This window comes from Streptomyces sp. NPDC005803 (assembly GCF_040630435.1).
Lineage (GTDB): Bacteria > Actinomycetota > Actinomycetes > Streptomycetales > Streptomycetaceae > Streptomyces.
Window position 1 is genome coordinate 136221 of record NZ_JBEXXO010000007.1, and the last position, 19004, is coordinate 155224.

At 72.2% G+C, this 19004-nt stretch carries 14 protein-coding genes and 1 pseudogene; 4 read left to right on the plus strand and 11 right to left on the minus strand.

Translation table 11 applies throughout. The features are described 5' to 3' along the window. Nucleotides 1–466 precede the first annotated feature (466 nt). Nucleotides 467–1132, plus strand: a pseudogene (locus ABZ454_RS12585) (serine/threonine-protein kinase); the annotation flags it as partial. Between the two features lie 218 nt (nt 1133–1350). Here the strand turns inward: ABZ454_RS12585 and ABZ454_RS12590 are convergent. From ABZ454_RS12590 to ABZ454_RS12600, 3 genes are all read right to left on the minus strand, one after another. Next, nucleotides 1351–2934 (minus strand): hypothetical protein, encoded by a 1584-nt coding sequence (locus ABZ454_RS12590; protein ID WP_359537621.1) that lies wholly within the window; start codon nt 2932–2934, stop codon nt 1351–1353. Nucleotides 2935–3015: 81 nt separating this feature from the next. After that, nucleotides 3016–4644 (minus strand): FAD-dependent monooxygenase, encoded by a 1629-nt coding sequence (locus ABZ454_RS12595; protein ID WP_359537622.1) that lies wholly within the window; start codon nt 4642–4644, stop codon nt 3016–3018. Nucleotides 4645–4829: 185 nt separating this feature from the next. Beyond that, a complete protein-coding gene (locus ABZ454_RS12600) occupies nt 4830–5732 on the minus strand; it encodes an SDR family NAD(P)-dependent oxidoreductase (RefSeq protein WP_359537623.1) in 903 nt (300 codons plus the stop codon). A gap of 97 nt (nt 5733–5829) precedes the next feature. Here ABZ454_RS12600 and ABZ454_RS12605 point away from each other — a divergent pair, with 97 nt between their 5' ends. Then, a complete protein-coding gene (locus ABZ454_RS12605) occupies nt 5830–6495 on the plus strand; it encodes a TetR family transcriptional regulator (protein ID WP_359537625.1) in 666 nt (221 codons plus the stop codon). A 160-nt stretch (nt 6496–6655) separates the two neighbouring features. Here ABZ454_RS12605 and sph read toward each other — a convergent pair whose 3' ends face one another. The 6 genes from sph to ABZ454_RS12635 form a co-directional block, all read right to left on the minus strand. Further along, nucleotides 6656–7654 carry a sphingomyelin phosphodiesterase gene (gene sph / locus ABZ454_RS12610; RefSeq protein WP_359537626.1) on the minus strand — a complete coding sequence of 333 codons (999 nt, stop codon included), beginning with the start codon at nt 7652–7654 and terminating at the stop codon, nt 6656–6658. Nucleotides 7655–7811: 157 nt separating this feature from the next. After that, a complete protein-coding gene (locus tag ABZ454_RS12615; RefSeq protein WP_359537628.1) occupies nt 7812–8807 on the minus strand; it encodes a hypothetical protein in 996 nt (331 codons plus the stop codon). Between the two features lie 52 nt (nt 8808–8859). Next, entirely contained in the window at nt 8860–9504 is a 645-nt protein-coding gene (locus ABZ454_RS12620) for a class F sortase (RefSeq protein ID WP_359537630.1), read from the minus strand. An 89-nt stretch (nt 9505–9593) separates the two neighbouring features. Beyond that, nucleotides 9594–10007: a sortase-dependent protein gene (locus ABZ454_RS12625; protein WP_359537632.1), complete on the minus strand. Its 414-nt coding sequence runs from the start codon at nt 10005–10007 to the stop codon at nt 9594–9596. A 125-nt stretch (nt 10008–10132) separates the two neighbouring features. After that, nucleotides 10133–12196, minus strand: coding sequence for an ATP-binding protein (locus ABZ454_RS12630; protein WP_359537633.1), 2064 nt, complete (start codon nt 12194–12196; stop codon nt 10133–10135). Nucleotides 12197–12296: 100 nt separating this feature from the next. After that, nucleotides 12297–13031 (minus strand): response regulator transcription factor, encoded by a 735-nt coding sequence (locus ABZ454_RS12635; RefSeq protein WP_359537635.1) that lies wholly within the window; start codon nt 13029–13031, stop codon nt 12297–12299. Between the two features lie 171 nt (nt 13032–13202). Between ABZ454_RS12635 and ABZ454_RS12640 the strand changes: the two genes are divergently transcribed. After that, on the plus strand, nt 13203–14042 hold the full coding sequence (locus ABZ454_RS12640; RefSeq protein WP_359537637.1) for a maleylpyruvate isomerase family mycothiol-dependent enzyme: 840 nt from the start codon (nt 13203–13205) through the stop codon (nt 14040–14042). Nucleotides 14043–14060: 18 nt separating this feature from the next. Here the strand turns inward: ABZ454_RS12640 and ABZ454_RS12645 are convergent, their stop codons facing one another. Continuing rightward, a complete protein-coding gene (locus tag ABZ454_RS12645) occupies nt 14061–15866 on the minus strand; it encodes an AAA family ATPase (protein WP_359537639.1) in 1806 nt (601 codons plus the stop codon). Between the two features lie 125 nt (nt 15867–15991). Continuing rightward, the gene (locus ABZ454_RS12650; RefSeq protein WP_359537640.1) at nt 15992–16471 is read right to left on the minus strand and encodes a hypothetical protein; all 480 of its coding nucleotides are present in this window, start codon (nt 16469–16471) and stop codon (nt 15992–15994) included. A gap of 365 nt (nt 16472–16836) precedes the next feature. Between ABZ454_RS12650 and ABZ454_RS12655 the strand changes: the two genes are divergently transcribed. Next, a complete protein-coding gene (locus tag ABZ454_RS12655; RefSeq protein WP_359537641.1) occupies nt 16837–18903 on the plus strand; it encodes a phosphocholine-specific phospholipase C in 2067 nt (688 codons plus the stop codon). The last annotated feature ends 101 nt before the right edge of the window (nt 18904–19004 follow it).

Below are 19004 nucleotides of genomic sequence, written 5' to 3' on the forward strand. Positions count from 1 at the left end.
TGGCCTCGAGAGGATCACCAACCGTGGCTGGACCTTCTGGTCGGCCAGGGATCGCGTCGCCAGGGACGACGCCCAGCTACTGGAGATCCGCCGCCGCTACGCGGCCGAACTTGATCGTGCTCGCCCGGTTCGCATTCCGCGGAGTTGACCGCGCTGCGCAGACCTGGTTGCGCGACCCGCGTCCCCTGACGGCTGTCATTGGTGTCACGCAACAGCTCCTTCCCATACGAGGCCATCCCGGACGGGCACGCGCCGTAGACTGCTCGTTGAGCCGCACGGCCAGGCGGGTGCCCGCTGGTCCGCGCCGCCCCGACTCATGAGGTGGGGAGCAGCCGGGCCCAGGCCATCGGTGATCAGAAGCCGACTCGCCGGGGGTACGAGAGCGCCGATGGAGCCACTGGACTACGACCGCGACCCCCGAGTCCGCGGGCCCTTCGAGACGTTGGCCCTCCTGGGGCAGGGGGGCATGGGACGGGCGTATCTCGCGCGACGGCTTCCGCTGGAGGGCTGGGACGGATCCTGGGAGACCGCGTACCGGATAGCCGATGCTGACGCCGGTTCCCCGGGCGAGAACTCGCTGGCTGTGCTGAAGACGATTCGGACCGAGCTGCTGACTGACGAGGACGCCAGCAAGGTTGAACGGAACCGGGCCCGGTTCGTGGCCGAGGTTGATGCGATTCGCACCGTGGTCGGGCCGAGGATTCCGGCGTTCCTCGGGGCCGCACCCGAGGCCGCCGAGCCGTGGCTCGCGATGGAGTACATCGCCGGCCCGTCCCTAGATACGCAGGTGAAACTAGGCGGACCCATCACGGACGTGGGAGCATGGGCAGCCCTGGGGCTCGGTCTGGTGGAGGCGCTGGAGTCTGTCCACGGAGCGGGCCTCCTGCACCGGGACCTGAAACCGGGGAACGTGGTGCTCGGTCCGAACGGGCCGGTCGTTCTCGACTTCGGCCTCGCGGTCCTTGCCGAGCGGCAGGACTTCAGCAACGCGCTGACCAAGACGGGATGGGCGCTGGGCACCCCCGCCTTCATGCCGTGGGAACAGTACGAGGACAGCAAGCACGTGAAGGCGTCGGTGGACGTGTACGCGATCGGGTCCACGCTTTTCTTCACGGCAGCCGGACGAACCCCGTACACCGGGGCCCCGGCGCCGTGGGCTCCTGACTGGAAGGATGTCCCGGCGGGATTCCTGCCCTTGCTGGGTCGGCTGTTCGCCTCCACCGAAGCACAGCGCCCCGGCTGCTCCAACTTGTGGCCTGAAGAGCGACCTCGGGGCGCGCGGCGGGCCTCCCCTCCCACCAAGACGTCCGCCGCATGCGGGAGACTTCGGCCTGAGGCAGCGCCTCCCGTTCAGGCCGACGACAGCTGTTCTGCTATCTCCTTGACCCAGGCGGCGCTCTTCTCCGGGTCGTTGAGGGAAGCCGCCCACTCGTCCGGGGTCTGCCGGTGTTTCGCGGGGCCTGCCTTGAGTGCGATGAGAAGGGCTCTGGCCGAGTCCCGCATGTCGGCCGTGGTGTCGCCGCTCCCCTTGATGTCCGCGCCCGCCGCCAGGCCGTAGATCTTGCGTGCCATGGCCTGGCGCTCACCGTTCTCCACCTTCTTCCAGAACTTCAGGGCCTCCTTCAGCGCATCCTCGCGGGAGGCGGGCTCCGCCGGGGTTTCGCCCGCCGCCCAGCGCTCGGGGTGGCGCGCCCCGTCGTAACGCTTCATGCCCGCCCGGCCGGCCCGGTAGGCGGTGACGCCGAGGATGAGGCCCGCCGCACCCGCGGCGAGGCCCCAGCCGACCGGGTTGCTCGCCAGTCCGGCCCCTCCCGCCGTGGCGGCGACAGCCGTCACGATGCCCCCCGCTGCCTTCGTGGACTCGCCCACGGCGGTGAACGCCTGCTTGCCCATCTTGTTGCGCTGCTTGCCGAGCGCGTACGTGTGCACCGTGTTCATCGTGTTCACGTCCTCGGCGCGCCGGAGGTCTCTGCCGGCGTCCCGGGCGTCACCCATCGCAGCCCAGGCCGCGTCGATGGCCGCGGAAACGCGCTCCAGCCGGTCGTCGCCCTCGTGGCCCCAGTGGGCGTCCAGAGCGACGTACGCCTCGGCCGCGGCCCATTCGGCTTCCTGCCGCGCCTGGTTCAGCCGGTCCAGCGCCCCCTCGTCGATCCGGTCGGGCTTTCCGAGCTCCTTGAGCGCATGGTATTTGCGGGCCGTCAGCCCGAAGCGGGTTGCCGCACGGGCGCCCTTCACCGCGCCGACGACACTGGAGCCGATGCCGCTCGCCTCGCCCGCCGTCGCCGCGTGCGCCGCCTTCTGTGCCTTGGTCAGCTCCTTGGCGATACCGAGGGCGTAGTTGCCCGCGCCGGCGGCGCCGATGACCGCGTCGGCCGATTTGGCGTTGGCCTTCTTGTCCGCTCCGTGGAAGGCGGCCCCGGTCTTGTGCTTCGTGGCGTCCTTCTTGGCCTTGACCGCCTCCATGCCGCTGAGGACGGTGCCGGCGGTCTCCGTGAGGAGGTTCTCCGACGCGGCGGCGGTCCCCGAGGCGGCGGCGGAGTGCTTGAGGCCCTCGTTGGCCGTGGCGGAGGCCTGCTGGGAGAAGCCCGCGTTGGCGGGGACGTGGACGCCCTTGACGAACGTGTCGATGAACTCGAGATTCTTCTTCAGCTTGTCGAGGACCGCGGCGATCCGGTCGCGATAGCTCTTCGATCCGGTGGAAGCGGTGCCGTTCTCCGGCTCCTTCCCCTTCCCCTTCCCCTTGGCAGTGTCTCTGGCGCGCTGCACCACCGCGGTCGCGGCTCGGTTGCCGACGCTGGACTGCATCTCGAGGAGGGCGGGCGCCCCCGAGTTCCTGACCGGACTCCCGGCCGGGCTCCGGTCCTTGCCCTGCCTGGCCGGCGTCCCGGCAGTCACGGACTGCCGGGACGGGGTGCGGTAGACCGGGGTGCTCATGGACGTACCTCTTCCGTGCTGGACCGGGCGACTGGAGAGTAGCCAGGCCCGGCTAACGGAAGGGGTACAGCAGAAGATCATTCAGGGATGGCGCAGCACGCGTGGGGGTGGATTCACACCGGACAGGGCGGCGAAGTAGCCCGACACGGCCTTCGCCGTCGCGGAGAGCGGGAAGCGTGCGCCGAGCTGGCCGTCCGGGCGCACGACGAAGCCGGTCGGGCCGTCGGGGCGGTAGAGCCGCGCGAACTCCCCTGCGGCATCGCGGTACGCGGGAGTGTCGAGCGGGGAGTCACGGCCGACGACGGTGACCGTGTGCAGCCCGCCCGCCCCGGTCGCCTCGACCAGATCGGTGTCGGCGCCCGACTCCGCGTACAGGACCAGCACCTGACCGGTGAGCCGGCGCAGGACGTCGAACAGGCGCAGCGGGTAGGTCGCCACCGGCGTGGTCAGACCGGCGCAGTCCGGGACCCGGTCACCGGGCTGGGGCGCGTCGTCCGGGCCGTGGGGAGCCGTGGCCAGCGGACCGTCCCGGTAGCCGACGAGCAACTGTGCCTCGCGGAGCATCAGCGTCTCCATGTCGTCGGCGTCGTTCTCCATGCCCCGCGTGGCGTGCCGGACGGTCCGGCCGACGACCTCCTCGCCGACCGGCCGCCGTTCGGCGTCATAACTGGTGAGCAGCGCGGAGCCGGCTTCGCCGCGTAGGACCAGCGCGATCTTCCAGGCCAGGTTGCAGGCGTCCTGGATGCCGGTGTTCATGCCCTGCGCTCCGGTGGGCGGGTGGATGTGAGCGGCGTCGCCCGCGACGAAGACCCGGCCGTCGCCGTACCGGTCGACGATCCGGTGGCTGATGCGGAAGACGGAAGCCCAGCGCATCCCGGACAGGGTGGTCGGCCTGGGGGCCAGACGGTCGACGACGGCCTGGATGTCGGAGAGCTCGGGAGTACGGCTGCCCTCCAGCCCGTGCGCGACCTCGGCGCCGTCCGCCGGGCGGGTGGAGAGTGCGGGCGGCACCAGCATCGACATCCGGTACCGCCCCGCCCCGGGAAGCGGAATGCAGACCAGCAGGTCATCGGTGGAGCCGTTCTCGCCCGTGTGGCTCGCGCGCACCCCGTATCCGTACGGAAGGTCCCAGTCGGCCACGACATCGGCCAGCATGTACTCCTCGGCGAACGCCCAGCCCTCGAACGACAGCCCCAGCCCCTTGCGTACGGTGCTGTGCGCGCCGTCGCAGCCGATCAGGAAACGGGCGCGCACCTCCTCGGCACCGGAACCGCCGTCCAGCCGCGCCGTGACCCCGTCCGCGTCCTGGGTGAACGACACGAGCTCGGTACCGCGCTCGACCACGGTGTCCCAGCCCGCCACGTACTCCTCGAGGATGCGCTCCGTCTCGTACTGCGGAAGCGCCGCGAAGCCGTAGGGCACCTCGGGCGGCAGCGCGAGATCGATCCGCGCCACCTCGCTCCCGTTGACATGGATCAGTTGTCCGCGCATCGGGACGGCGGCCTCCAGCACGGTGCGCACCAGCCCCATCCGGTCCCAGATCTCCAGGGTGCGCGGCTGGACGCCGACGGCCTTGGCGTACGGGAGCCGGGCCGGCAGCCGGTCGACGAGCCGGCACGACACCCCGCGACGGCGAAGCTCGGCGGCCGCACTCAGCCCGACGGGCCCCGCGCCCGCGATCAGTACGTCGGTGGTGTGGTCGCGTGCCACGGAAGCCTCCCGGTGCCTGGCCCCCGACGGATCGCTCACCCCATGGTCGCCCGGGCTGATGCGGGCGGCGAGCCGGGCACGAGGGGACCGGGCCCTGCCGGGCTCCGCCCTTGCCGGGCCCGTCCGCGCGGGGGAACCAGCCCCAGCGCCCCGCCGGGGAATCCCTGCGTGGTCGAGTCACCGCTTCACCGCACGGGGAAGGTCACCCCGGTGAGTTCCTCGGAGACGGTCCACAGCCGCTGCTGAGTGGCCTGGTCATGGGAGGCGGGGCTGGAAGTGACGAGCTTCGGGTAGCCCCGGATCTCCCCCCGGTTGCCGGGGCCGTAGTACTGCCCGCCGACGACCGCGGGATCGGTGGCGGCGCGCAGGGTGGGCAGGGCGCCCATCTCGGCCTTCTGGGTGAGCAGCGGCGCGAGCCAGGTGATGGGCGCGCGAAGCGCGGTGGGCACGTTGCGGACGAGCTCGGTGTTGGAGACGCCGGGATGGGCCGCCACCGCGACCGTGGTGCCGTGGGGTGCGAGCCGGCGCTGCAGTTCGTACGTGAACATCAGGTTGGCGAGTTTGGCCTGGCCGTAGGCGGCGACGCGGCTGTACGAGCGCTCCCACTGCAGGTCGTCGAAGTGGATGGCGGCCCGGATGCGGTGACCGGTGCTGCTGACCGTCACGACACGGGAGCCGGGGACGGGCAGGAGCCGGTCCAGCAGCAGGCCGGTCAGGGCGAAGTGGCCGAGGTGGTTGGTGCCGAACTGCAGCTCGAAGCCGTCGGCGGTGTTCTGCCGAGGGGTGTACATCACGCCCGCGTTGTTGATCAGAAGGTCGATGCGCGGGTGGGCGGCGCGCAGGTCGGCCGCCGCGGACCGGATCGAGTCCAGGGAGGTCAGGTCGAGGGCCTGGACGGTGACGTCGCCCGTCATGCGGGCGGCTGCCTTCTTGCCCTTCTCCACGTCGCGGACGGCCAGGACCACCGTCGCCCCGTGCCCGGCGAGCATCCGGGCGGTGTCGAAGCCGAGCCCGGTGTTGGCGCCGGTCACGATCGCCACCCGGCCGTGCTGGTCGGGGATGTGCTGTTCGGTCCAGTTGCCGTTCATGACGCACTCCTAAAGAACCATCGGTCTGTTACGAACACCGTAAGAGACCGGCGGTCTTCTGTCAAGGAACCAGTGGTCTTTAAGTTAGGCTGACGGCGTGACATTTCAGCGAGCGCGAAGCGAGGAGCAGCGCGAGATCCGCCGCCGGACGATCCTGGACACGGCGGCGGCGATGCTCGACGAGATGCCCGTGGCCGAGGTGAGCCTCAACGAGCTCAGCCGGCGGGTGGGCCTGGCCAAGTCGAACGTCCTGCGGTATTTCGAGTCACGCGAGGCGGTGCTGCTCGAACTGCTGGACGTCTTCCTGGAGAGCTGGCTCGCCGAGCTGGCGGACGAGCTGGCCGAGGGCATCGAGGCGCACGCGGCGCCGGAGGTGCGGGCGAGCCGGCTGGCCGAGATCCTCAGCCGGTCGCTGGCGAGCCGGGTGGTGCTGTGCGACCTCTTCGGCGCGCAGGGCGGCGTCCTGGAGCACAACGTCTCCGTCGAGGTGGCCAAGCGGCACAAGCGGTCCTCCCTCGCGAGGCTCGCGGCCATGTCCGACCTGGTGCGCCGTCACGTGCCCGAGCTCGGCGACAGCGCGCAGATGTTCTGCCTGATGAGCCTGGTCTCGGCGGGCGCCCTGTCGGCGTACGTCCCGCCGCCGCCCAGCATCCTCGCCGCCTACGCGGACGAACCGGCCCTCGGCGTGCTCCACATGGAGCTGGGAGACGCCCTGCGGATCTCCATCACCTCGACGCTCCTGGGCGTGCTGCCGCGCACCTAGTGGCGCTGCGTGTGAGGGGTGCGGAGGTCCTGGGTGGGGGCCGGACAGGGGCGAGTACGTCAAGACGAACCGGTGTGCGCAGGGGGAGCGGGCCGGCTGAGCGGCCTCGCCCCGAGGCGCTCGGCCCCGGGGCGGTTCCGCCGGCCGTCAGCGAGCCGCGTCAGTGTGCGGCGGCCGTCTGCTGCCCCGACGCCACCACCGGGTAGTGGTCCGAAAGGTTCGTGTACGTGTAGTCCGTGCCCCAACTGGACACGGTCCAGGGCGCGCTGCCCTCCTTGACCACCTCGTTCGTCCACCCCGCAGGCTTCGCATGGCCCGTACGGTGCAGCACGTGGTCGAGGTCCTCGCGCGGGTCGTCGGGGTAGCGGTCGGCGGCGATCGAGTTGTCCTGCGTGTCGAAGGAGTACGGGTGCCCGGTGCGGGCGTCGGCCCCGGTCAGTCCGGCGTTCGCCAGCAGCGACGCGTACTCGGGGGAGCGGGAGTCGACGTTGAGGTCACCGGCCACGATGACCTGCTCGGACGCCGGGATGTTCTTCGCGTCGAGGAACGCGTCGATCTGCCGGAACTGCCGAGCGCGGATCTCCGCCGCCTCGCCCGCGCCGCATCCCGGATCGGTCGACTGGGTGTGGGTGCCGACGATGTGCACCCGGGCGCCGTTCACGCTCAGTTCGGCATACGCGAAGCCCTTGGCGGACCACCAGTCGCTGCCGCAGGCGTCCTTGTAGATGTGCTGCTCCTGCCGGACGATCGGCCACTTGCTGAGGACCGTGACGCCGCCGTCCTCCGGTGTCAGGGCGGAGTAGGACCCGCTGGTGGCGTCCCAGCCGCTCTTGCTCCGGCCGACCACCGGGGTGTGATAGGGGTACTGGGCCGAGGCATTGGCCGTCAGGGCGTCCGATGAGGCGTTGTCGAAGGCCTCCTGGAGGACGACGACGTCGTTGCCACGGAAGAACCCGGTCTTCGGTATCTCCGCCGCCCGGTGGGCCTGGCCCCAGTTCGGGTAGAGGGTCGTGCTTATCAGGAACGTGTTGTACGTGAGCACGCGCAGCGACGGCGTGCCTGCTGCCGACGCGGGCGGGGCGCCGACGGTCAGGGTGGCGGCGGCGAGCGCGGCGGTGAGGGTCACGCCGGAGACGCGGCGAAGAGCGGAGTAGGGCACCTGGACTCCTGATCCTGCTGCTGCAGTTGGGGGTGGTGAGGTCCTGGCTCCATGTAAGCAGGGGGAGTTACCCGTGGGTAGACGGCGGGTGCCTGGAGACAGGCCCGCCGCCGTCCGGCAGGTGACGGGCCGTCGTCCCGGCCGGGCCGCCCCCGTTCTACTGCATCACCTGCAGAGGCGGATGGCCGAACGACTCCGGGCACACGTACACCTGCATCGTGTAGCCGCGGCCGATCGAGACCATCGTGGGTTCGTGGGAGAGCGGATAGCGGGGGCGTTCCTCCTCGGCGGGCTCCTCCTGCGGGCACCAGCTGCCCGTGCCGCCGTCCCACTCGCTGCTGTCCACCGTGAGGAGCGGGCTCATCCGGCTGCCGCACTCCTCGCAGTTCATCGGCCAGGGATCGCAGAAGCTCCAGTTGCCCCACCCGCCCAGCTTCCAGCCCGGGGCGACGGCGAGGTCGCCGTGGTAGTCGTACGGACGGTCCTCCTCCCATGCGTGGATCCGCTCGCGGAGGTCCTTTGCCAACTCGTGCGGGGCCGGGTACTCGACGACCCGTTCCGGGTGGAGGAGACACGGTTCGGGCAGTGCCTCGCCCTCACTCACCACGGCCGCCGGGACATGGGCCGCCGGTTCGCCGACGGAGCCGGCGGCGCGCCAGCGCAGCTGAACTCCGGGCATGCAGTCGTCGCCGTGCTCGAAGGAACACCAGAGCACCTGGAGCAGATCGGTGCCGGGCGGGCGGGGCAACGACGGTACGTCCCTCGCGTACACCTGGAGAACCGGGAGCAGCGGAACGGGACCGTCGACGGGCAGGCGCACGCCGCTGTATCCGAGACCGCTGACGAAGGCGCGCTCGTCCGGGGTGAGGAAGTCGGTCCCGGGCATCTGCGGCCGGGACCAGCCCTCGGTCAGTATGCGGCGCAGCTTCCGCAGATCCTCCTGCCGGTAACCGACGAGCCAGGGCCCGGCGTGCTCGGGGCACACGGGCCACGGCTCGTCCGCGGGCCACAGGAGCGGGCCACCGGCGGAGCTGTCGGCGGCCGTCGGCGCGCCGGGCCGGGGGTGCAGGCGGACGGCGGTGCGTGCGAGGGGCGCCAACTCCGGGAAGTGTGCGGCGATGTCGACGGGGCGGGGCGGAGTCGTACGGAACATGGGGCGAAGACTAGTTCCCGCCTCGGACGACTCCGCCGCGCCCGCGCGTCCGTCACCGCCGCGTCGCGTACACGATGAGGTTGTCCACGGGGTGCCCCTGGGCGTCGAACGCCCCGTCGCAGGTGATCAGTCGCAGGGCCCTGGCGTCGGTCCGTCCGTAGACCCGGGTGGTCGGGAACGCGGTCTTGCTCGCGGTCTCGCGGCCGGTGACCTCGAAGTGGATCTCGGTGCCCCGTTCGTCGCGGACGGTGATGTCCGCGCCCTGGGCGATCTTCTTCAGGTCATGGAAGACGGCCCGGCCGAAACGGGTGTCGTTGTGGCCGATGAGGACCGCGGGCCCCGGTTCGCCGGGTACCGAGCCGCCGGTGTACCAGCCGACCGTCATGCCCTTCTCGGCGGGCGGGACTTCGACCGTGCCGTCGGCGTTGAGGCCGAGGCGCATGATGTCGCTGTCCACCCCGAGGGACGGGATGGAGACGTGGACCGGCGGCCGGGCGGGGTCCTTCGCCGGGGGTGTGCCGGCGGCTTCGGCGGCGGAGGCGCCGGCCGTGGTGGGGGCCTGCGCCACGGCGGCCGGGGACTTCGACGTTGAGGCGTCGGAGCAGCCCGTCAGCGCGGGAAGCGCGGCCAGCGCCAGACAGGCGTACACCGGAAGGGCGGTGCGCACACGCCAAAGGGACGGGGACGTACGGGACATGGGAACGGGCTCCAGAAGGGGTCGGGGGACGGCAGTGGCGCCGCCCGGTGAAGGACGGCGCCACTGCGCGCTGTGCGGCTACGGGTGGGTCAGCCGTTGCGGCGGCCGGTGTGGCGGCGGCGCAGAACGACCGTCCCGGCGCCGGCGACCAGCAGGGCGGCCACGGCGGAACCGGTCACCGCGGCGGTGTTGTCGTCCGACGCACCGCCCGGCTCCTCGCCCGCCGCGACACCGCCCCGGGGCGCGGCCGACGGCTCGGCCGCCGGCCGCGTCGGTGCGGGAGCGGGGCTGTCGCCCGCGGCCACGCCCCCGCGCGGCACCTCGGACGGGGTGGCGGTGGAGGGTGCCCGGGTGGGCTGCTCGCTCGGCGACGCCGGAGCGGCCGAGGGCGTGGCCCTGGGTGCGGGCGAGCTGTCGGCGAACGCCGAGGTGGCGGGCACACAGACCGCGCCGACCGCGACAGCGGTGAGAAGGGCGGTACGCAGAGACGTACGCAGGGGCATGAACATGGCTCCGTTCCAGGTCGGCCTCGACGGCGCCGCGATGCGGGGGTGCACCGCGGCGCGAGGCGTGGCGACAGGCTGGCGCGAAGTTATGAAGAAGCTGTCAGGACGCTGTGGTCATCGCATCAGGGCTGCTCGGAGGGGTCTGCGGGGCCGGTCCCGGGACCGGCCGCGGGCCCGGCGACGGGGGCCGCCTCCGCGTCGGCCGTGCCGGCGCCGCCGGGGCGGTCGGCCGGCAGCCGCAGGGTGAACACCGAGCCCTCGCCCGGCACACTCACCGCCGAAGCCGACCCGCCGTGCGCCTCCGTGAGCTTCCGTACGATCGCCAGCCCGAGCCCGCTGCCTCCGGTACGACGGCTGCGTGACTTCTCGCCGCGCCAGAAGCGGTCGAAGACGTGGACGAGGTCCTCGGCCGGGATGCCGGTGCCCGTGTCGGAGACGTCCACCAGCACCGCGTCCCCCGGCTCGGAGCCGTACGCGCGCAGGGTGACCCGCCCGCCGGGCGGGGTGTGGCGCACCGCGTTCGAGACCAGATTGCCGATGGCCTGGCGCAGCCGGACCGGATCGGCCGTCAGCCCGGGCGCCGACCGGTCCGCCGGGAGCGCCCGCACCGTCAGCGTCACCCCGGCCGTCTCGGCCCGGGCCTGGTGCGCGGCGGCCACCTGGCCCAGCAGCTCCTCGATCCGTACCGGCTCGGGATGCAGGCGCAGGGCGCCCGCGTCGGCCTGGGCCAGGTCCTGGAGGTCGTCGATGATGTGCTGCAACTGCACGGCCTCCTCGTGCAGGGAGGCGATGAACGCCGGGTCCGGATCGGCCACCCCGTCCTGCGCCGCCTCCAGCCAGCCGCGGATGTTGCTGAGCGGGGTGCGCAACTCATGGGCGACATCGCTGACCATGGCCTTGCGCTGCGCCTCCAGCCGGGCGCGGTGGGCGGACATGTCGTTGAACGTGGCGGCGAGCCGCCCGATCTCGTTGTCCGCGGTGACCAGCACCGGCGCGGTGTCCTCCCCGTCACGCATCCGCTGGGCGGCGCCCGTCAGGGCGCGCAGCGGTCGGACGAGCCGCGCGCCGACGAGCACCGACGCGCCGACGGTGAGGGCCAGGACGAGGGCGGCCGCACCGGCGATCCTGGCGGTGTTCGCGGGGGAGAGGTCGAAACCGGGGACGGTGGTGCCGCCGGTGTCGCTGATGAACAGCAGGGCGGGCGAGGCGACGTACGAGCTGAGCTGTTCGCGACGGGCCGTGCCCACGCATGAGGCGATGGCCCGGTCGTCCTCACTGGTGCCGACGGCCGGCGCGGGGCCGGTGCCCGGCATGGCGGTCGGCGTGGCGCTCGGGGTGGGGCGTGGCGCGAGATCCCGCGCCCTGGCGGGTGCGGGGCTCGGCACCTCGCTCGGCGGCATGGTGGGGACCGCCGTGGGCATGGGTTCCGCGCTCTGCCCCCACGACAGGTCGAGCTGCAGGTGCACGCCCGCGCGGCCCTGGCGCTTCAGACAGGCGTCGGCCAGCTGGTTGAGCGCCTTCAGGGCCCGCTTCTCGGTGGCCGTCGGGGTGTCGAGCGCGTCGGTGGTGCAGCGTGTCCCCTGGAGCCGGTCGGGGTCGTTGCCCACCACCTGGATCACCGGGCGCCCGCTCGCCGTGCGGACGACGTCCGAGGCGATCCCGGCCTCGCTGAGGCAGGCCACGCCCCGGTCCGCGATCTGCCGCAACGCCGTACGCTCCGCGGCCGGCAGCCGGAACGGCCCGACCGCGCGCGGATCGACCCGGTCCGCGGGGGTGCCGGACGGGCCCGCGTTCTCCGCGGCCAGCGCGGTGTCCACGGACAGCGGGTCCACGATCGCCGACGCCTGGGCCGGCAGCGCGGCGGCTGTCTCCGGGGCGGCCGAATCGGCGAGCGGCGCACGCTGTTCGGTGGTCAGCGCGATGCGGCGTCCGGACTGCTCGGCCAGGTCCCGGACGGTCTTCCCGACACCTTCCCAGGTGGGATGCGCCGCCGCGTAGCCGAGCAGGCTGTGGTAGATCCGGGCGTCGGCGGTGAGGTTCTGCCCCTGTTCCTGCAGGATCGCGCCGGACGTGGTCTGGACGGCGAGCCAGGCCGTGGCGGCGACCGAACACGCCGCCACCAGGGCGGATACGGCCAGCAGCCGGGCGAGCAGGCTCTTGCGCAGCGGCAGCCGCGTCCGCGACACCCCGGGCTCCGCCGGCCTCGACCTGGACGTCGCCGAGCCGGGCTCCGACCGCCCGGACTCCGGCGGCGTACCACGTGTACGCCCCCGGGGCCGCCCCTCGCTACGACGACGCACGTGCCGCCGCCTTCGCCGGGTCGGTCAGTTTGTAGCCGACGCCGAAGACGGTCAGCAGCCGGGCGGGCCGGCGCGGTGCGGGCTCGATCTTCTTGCGCAAATTCATCACGTGCACGTCGACCGTGCGGTTGCTGATGTACCGGTCGAAGCCGTGCAGCTCCGCGAGCAGTTGCTGCCGGGTGAAGACCCGGTCGGGCTCGGCCGCCAGGGCGGAGAGGATCCTGAACTCACCCGGAGTGCACTCCACCGCCTCGCCGTCGACCGACACCACGTGCCGGGTGGGATCGACCACGAGCGTCCCCACCGTCAGGACGTCCGCGTCCGCCGGGCCGGCCTCGGCGGCGCCCGACCCGCGCCGGTTGCGGCGCAGGAGCGTGCGTACCCGGGCCATCAGTTCGCGCGGGCTGTACGGCTTGGTCACGTAGTCGTCCGCACCGAGGTCGAGGCCCAGCAGCAGATCGTCCTCCGTGGTGCGGGCCGTCAGCATCAGCACCGGCACCTCCCGGGACTCGGCGCGCAGCACGCGCACCACGTCGAGACCGTCGGCCCTCGGCATCATCACATCGAGGACCAGCAGATCCGGCTCCCCGTGCCGGACCGCGTCGAGGGCCGCGAGCCCGTCGCCGACGACGGTGACGGCATGCCCCTCCCGTTCGAGGTAGCGGCGGAGGAGCTCCGCCTGTTTCTCGTCGTCCTCGGCGATGATCACGTTTGCGCACACACGCTCGATCGTAAAGGGGTTCGAACGTGCATGGGCCGGCCTCTTGCCGGGAGGCGGGTGAACTGCTCTTCTGTACCCGCGGGTAGCGGGACTGCTTGTCCGACCCGTGAGGAGCAGGCGCGGGCGGTGGGCCCGGGCGACGGGCACGGTGTTCACGGGAGCGATCACGGGATGGGCTCAGCGGCGGATCAGGGTCAGAAGCTGCCGGGCAGGCTGCCCGAACGCCTGCCCGAGCAACTGGCCGGCGCGATCCGTGCGACGGCCGAGGAGATCGCGGAGCTGCTGCGTGCGGCCCCCGACACCGGCGCTCCCGTACCGGGACTGACGTGGACGGTGGGGGAGGTGGCGGCGCACCTGGCTCAGGCCAACGCGCTGATGGCCCACGTGGCGGCCGGGCACCCGCGAGCCCATGGCGACGGCACCCCGCAGGGCATCGCCGCCGCCAACGAGGAGGCCCTCGCCGCATTCGGTGAGCGCGCGGCGGAGCCGCTGGCAGCGATGATCGTCGCGCAGGCAGCCGCCTGTCTCGACGCGATGACCGCACACCCGGCGGACGAGATCCTGATGACGCCGCTCGGTCCGATGAACCGCGAGGTGCTCGGCTCCTACCTGCTGACGCACATGCTGGGCCACGGCTACGACCTGGCCCGCGCGCTGAGGCGCCCGCACATGGTCGACCCCGCCCGGGTCCGTCTGGCGCTCCCGTTCATGGTCGTGGCCATGCCCCGGGTGACCGACGCCGCCGCCACGGCAGGGCTGAACGCCCGCTACGGGATACGGCTGTGGGGCGGCGGCCGCTTCGGAGTGACGTTCACCGACGGCACGGCGGCCGTGGACCACGCGCTGCCGGACCGCCCGGACTGCACGATCTCCATCGAGCCGGTCACGTTCCTGCTGATGGCGCTCGGCCGCAGCTCGCCGGTGGGCGCCATGGCCCGGGGACGGGTTCTCGCGTGGGGCCGCAAGCCGTGGCTGGGGCCGCGGTTCCCGGCCTTCTTCACGGCGCCGTGAGGCAGGAGCGGCCTTCGCCTACGCTCCGCTCCCGCTCCCGTGGGACTCCATGAGCTCCTGGTGCGCCGCCACCACGTCCTCGGCCAGCACCGTCACCATCTCCGCACGGGTCGGTGTGCTTTCGCCGTGCGTGGCGTACAGCCGGAGATCCCGTTGCGCGGACGCCTTCTGACAGAGCTCGCGCGCGAACCGGGCGTTGCCCACGGTGTCGGCCATACCGCCGTCCACGATCGCCGCGCAGAACGTCCCGAGGACCTCGACCGCCCCGTCGTCGGGTTCGTCGCCCTGGGCGGCCAGGACGGACCGGGCGATGCGGACGAGTTCCTGCGCGGAGTAGGAGGGGAAGTCGACGCGCGTGGTGAAGCGGGACACGAGCCCGGGGTTCGCGGCGAGCAGGCCGGCCATCTCGTCGCGGTAGCCGGCGAGGACGACGACGAGCCGGTCACGGTCGTCCTCGGCCCGCTTCAGGAGCACCTGCAACGCCTCGTCACCGAACGCGTCGCCGCCGCTGTACCCGCTGTTCGACAGTGCGTACGCCTCGTCGATGAACAGCACCCCGTTCAGCGCCGAATCGATGACCTTGCTCGTCTTGATGGCCGTGGACCCGAGGTGCTGCCCGACCAGGTCGACGCGCTGCGCCTCGATGACGTGCCCCGAACTCAGCAGCCCCAGACCGGCGAAGACCTTGCCGATGATGCGGGCGACCGTCGTCTTCCCCGTGCCGGGCGGCCCCGCGAAGACGAAGTGCCGGGGCCGGGCGCCGCCCGGCAGCCCCTGCTCCTCACGCAGTGCAGCCATGCGCAACTGGGCGATGAGCGTGAGTACCTGGCGCTTCACGGGTTCGAGGCCGATCATTTTGTCGAGCGACTTCTGCGCCTCGGCGAGCAACCGGGCCCGCGCGTCGGCGGACAGCCCTTCGGACGGATCCTGCCCGCCGCCGGCGCCGCTCGTGGACGACGGCGCCCCGGTCGGTGCCGGGACGGTCGGTGCCGGCGGCTCGGGCTGCCGCGGCCTCGGCGGGACCAGGTCCTCAGCGGTGGGGGCCGGGGGCTGGGGAGGGGCCGGGGCGGGCGCCGGCCGGGCCTGGGCGCGGGTGTCCACGTCGAAGAGGCCGGGCGCACACCGGAAGGCGTACTGATACCGCTTCAACGCCTCCTCGTGCCGCCCCAGTTCCTCCAGCGACCGCCCCATGAAGTACTTGGTCTCGGCGTCGAACCGGCTGCCGGTCTCCAGCTTGTGCGGCAGCGGCGCCAGGACGTTCAGCGCCTCGTGGTAGACCCCCTGGGCGAAGAGGGCCGCCCCGACGTACAACTGCGCCTCGTCGTACAGGAACGCGTCACCGATACCGGTCGCGAACCTCAGCACGAGCGCCCAGTCCTCCTTGACGAACGCGTAGCGCGTACAGACGAACTTGGTCTCGTCACAGTCGAGTTGCGCGGTCCTCAGCCCGGCCCACGCCTCGTCGACCCGCTTCTTGTCCAGCAGCGAGGACATGGCCGCCAGCCACAGGTCGCGTGCGTTCTCCAGCCGGAAGGTGACGTAGTGGCCGATCTGGAACGTGGACCGCAGCGGCAGCCCGAACTTGGTGCGCAGCGCCCCGAAGGTCCCGGAGCACCGGAGCATGGCGTCCAGCGCCTCCTCCTGCCGCTGACCGGTCGCGTGCAGCCCCAGCCACGCGTCGGCGGCGGAGGGATCGTGGGTCGTGGCGAGCGTGAACTGCATGCCGGCGCCCGCGGTGTCCCCGCGCTGCATCAGCGCCATCGCCTGGCTCCAGGCCTGTTCGGCCTTCCTGACCGAACCCCGGCTCGCCGCTGGACCCTGCACGTGCACTCCCCTCGACGGGCGCGCAGCCCGCGCCGGTGGCCGACGGGGCCCACCGTGATCAGCTGGAACGCTGGTCAGGATAACCAACCTTCACGCGCCACGCGCTGACGTGTGAGCTGTCGTACTCAGGCCGCCATGACCACGGACGACTTGCCGAGCGACCCCTCACGCACCCCGTCGGCCGCGCGCTCGCGGAAGACGACCACCCGCAGCAGCGCGAACCGCCCGGCACCGGCGAGCGCCGAGGCGGACAGGTAGACGCTCTGCTGGACGAGCGTCGACGGCTCGGCCTGGATCGCGTACAGGCAGAGCAGCGCCCCGGTCGTGAAGGCGTAGCTGACGGCGACGGTCAGCCCGGACTGAAGGTGAACGCCCCACCCCCCGCGCCCGCTGCGGAAGGAGACCCGGCTGTGCAGCTCGGTCGCGATCACCGTGGACACGACCGTGACCAGAGCGTTGGCGACGGCCAGCGGCATCCGGCCGTGGAGGAGCACCAGGACACCACTGGAGGCGACCCCGACCCCGCCGCCGCAGATCACAAAGCGCACGAAGGCCGCCAGAAGCGGGTGAAGCGTGCGCGTCGGCTGGAGCGATGGGGCGGTCACGAGGGGGCCTCCGAAGGCGGTGGGGAGCGGTGTGTTTATCTCACCCCTGAACCTACGGACCCGGCGTCCTCCGGACGACCCGGTTTCTCCCCGATCTTCCTGGGGGTTACCCCCCAGCCGGTGTGGGGGTTTCCCCCCAGAGCGCCCGGGGGCTACCCCTCCTGAGAACGCCCCGATGCCGGCCTGTGCGGACGTGGCACGGCGGCCCCGGCGGAAGGAGCCCTGCTCCGCCCCTCGCCGTCCTCCACTGTTCCGCCGGCCGACACCACGTGCACACCGCACGGGTCTTCCGCGGGGCCGTCCGATTCTGGAACACTCCAGTCGCTTTCGCCCCCACGCCCCCTCACCCGCAGAGGCCCCCACCCATGGCAGAACTCAGCCGTCGCCGCCTCCTCCAACTCGCCGGAGGCACGGCCGCCTACACCGCGTTGTCGAACAGCATCGCCCGCGCCGCCTCCCTGCCCGCGCGGGGTCGTACGGGCACGCTCCAGGACGTCGAACACATCGTCGTCCTGATGCAGGAGAATCGTTCCTTCGACCACTACTTCGGCACCATGAGGGGCGTCCGCGGCTTCGGTGATCCGCGACCGGTCACGCTGCCCAGCGGGAAGCCGGTCTGGCACCAGACGGACGGGCTCGGCAAGGAGGTGCTGCCGTTCCGTCCGCCCGCCGACGATCTCGGCATGCAGTTCCTCCGGGACCTGAACCACGACTGGGCCGGCGGCCACCGGGCGTTCAACAAGGGTGCGTACGACCAGTGGGTGCCCGCCAAGACGGCGACGACGATGGCGCACCTCACACGCGAGGACATTCCGTTCCACTACGCCCTCGCCGACGCGTTCACCGTCTGCGACGCGTACCACTGCTCGTTCATCGGGAGCACGGACCCGAACCGCTACTACCTGTGGAGCGGGCACACGGGGAACGACGGGTCCGGCGGCGGTCCCGTGCTCGGCAACGACGAGGCGGGGTACGGATGGACCACCTACCCCGAGCGGCTGGAGCAGGCCGGGGTCTCGTGGAAGGTCTACCAGGACATCGGCGACGGGCTCGACGCCGCCGGGTCCTGGGGGTGGATCGGCGATGCCTACCGGGGTACGTACGGTGACAACTCGCTCCTGTACTTCAACAGTTATCGCAATGCCGCACCCGGCGACCCCCTCTACGACAAGGCGCGCACCGGCACCGACATCAAGAACGGTGGCGGCCTCCTTGACGACCTGAAGGCCGACGTCCGGGCCGGGACGCTGCCCAAGGTGTCCTGGGTCGTCTCCCCGGAGGCCTACAGCGAGCACCCCAACTGGCCCGCGAACTACGGAGCCTGGTACATCTCGCAGGTGCTCGACGCGCTGACCGCCGATCCCGAGGTCTGGGGCCGGACCGCCCTCTTCATCACCTACGACGAGAACGACGGCTTCTTCGACCACGTCGTGCCGCCCTTCGTCCCGTCGGGGCCCGCGCAGGGGCTGTCCACCGTCGACACCTCCGCCGACTTCTTCCCCGGTGACATCCGGTACGCGGCCGGGCCGTACGGCCTCGGCCAGCGGGTCCCCATGCTGGTCGTCTCCCCGTGGAGCACCGGCGGATTCGCGTGCTCCGAGGTCTTCGACCACACCTCCGTCATCCGGTTCATGGAGCAGCGCTTCGGTGTGCGCGAGCCCAACATCTCGCCCTGGCGGCGCGCCGTCTGCGGCGACCTCACCTCCGCCTTCGACTTCAGCCGTACGGACACCTCGGCGGTGCCGCTGCCGTCGACCGACGAGTACGAGCCGCCGGACAGCGACCGGCACCCCGACTACGTCCCCGCGCCGCCCGCCGCCGGCAGCGTGCCCCAGCAGGAGAAGGGGGCCCGGCCCACCCGGCCGCTGCGCTACGCGCCCTTCGTCGACGGCGCCGCCGATACGGCCACCGGCAAGTACCGCCTCACCTTCAGCGGCGGAGCCGCCGCCGGGGCGCAGTTCCTGGTGACCTCCGCGAACCGCACCGACGGGCCCTGGACCTACACCACCGAGGCCGGGAAGTCCCTCGCGGACACCTGGAACACCGCCTATTCGAAGGGAGTGACCGACCTCACCGTCCACGGGCCCAACGGCTTCCTGCGCACCTTCCGGGCGGGCGGGAAGGCGGCGGGCCCCGAGGTGACGGCCCGCCATGACGCTGCCTCCGGCGGGCTCCAGCTGACGTTCGTCAACGGTGGTCCCGCGACCGTGCGCCTGACCGTGCGCAGTGCCGCCGGCTACGGGGGAGGGGCGCAGACCTTCGCGGTCCGTGCGGGGGCGACCGTGAAGCACGTGCTCGACCTGCGCGGGAGCAAGCGCTGGTACGACGTCACGGTCGTCTCCGACGCGGACGCCACCTTCCTGCGCCGGTTCGCCGGACACGTGGAGAACGGCCAGGCCGGTTCGAGCGACCCGGGGCTCGTCACCGGGTGAGTGCGCGTCGGTCCGGCGGCGGGCCGGGGGCGAGCGGCGCCGCGGACGGGCGAGCGCACGCTCCTGACCGCCCGTCGGGCCGGCCGGTGCGGGTGAGTTAG

Coding starts and splice junctions, on each gene's coding strand:
- ABZ454_RS12590 (WP_359537621.1), bottom strand. CDS start 2,934: ATGAGCACCCCGGTCTACCGCACCCCGTCCCGGCAGTCCGTGACTGCC.
- ABZ454_RS12600 (WP_359537623.1), bottom strand. CDS start 5,732: ATGAACGGCAACTGGACCGAACAGCACATCCCCGACCAGCACGGCCGG.
- ABZ454_RS12615 (WP_359537628.1), bottom strand. CDS start 8,807: ATGTTCCGTACGACTCCGCCCCGCCCCGTCGACATCGCCGCACACTTC.
- ABZ454_RS12620 (WP_359537630.1), bottom strand. CDS start 9,504: ATGTCCCGTACGTCCCCGTCCCTTTGGCGTGTGCGCACCGCCCTTCCG.
- ABZ454_RS12625 (WP_359537632.1), bottom strand. CDS start 10,007: ATGCCCCTGCGTACGTCTCTGCGTACCGCCCTTCTCACCGCTGTCGCG.
- ABZ454_RS12640 (WP_359537637.1), top strand. CDS start 13,203: ATGGGCTCAGCGGCGGATCAGGGTCAGAAGCTGCCGGGCAGGCTGCCC.
- ABZ454_RS12655 (WP_359537641.1), top strand. CDS start 16,837: ATGGCAGAACTCAGCCGTCGCCGCCTCCTCCAACTCGCCGGAGGCACG.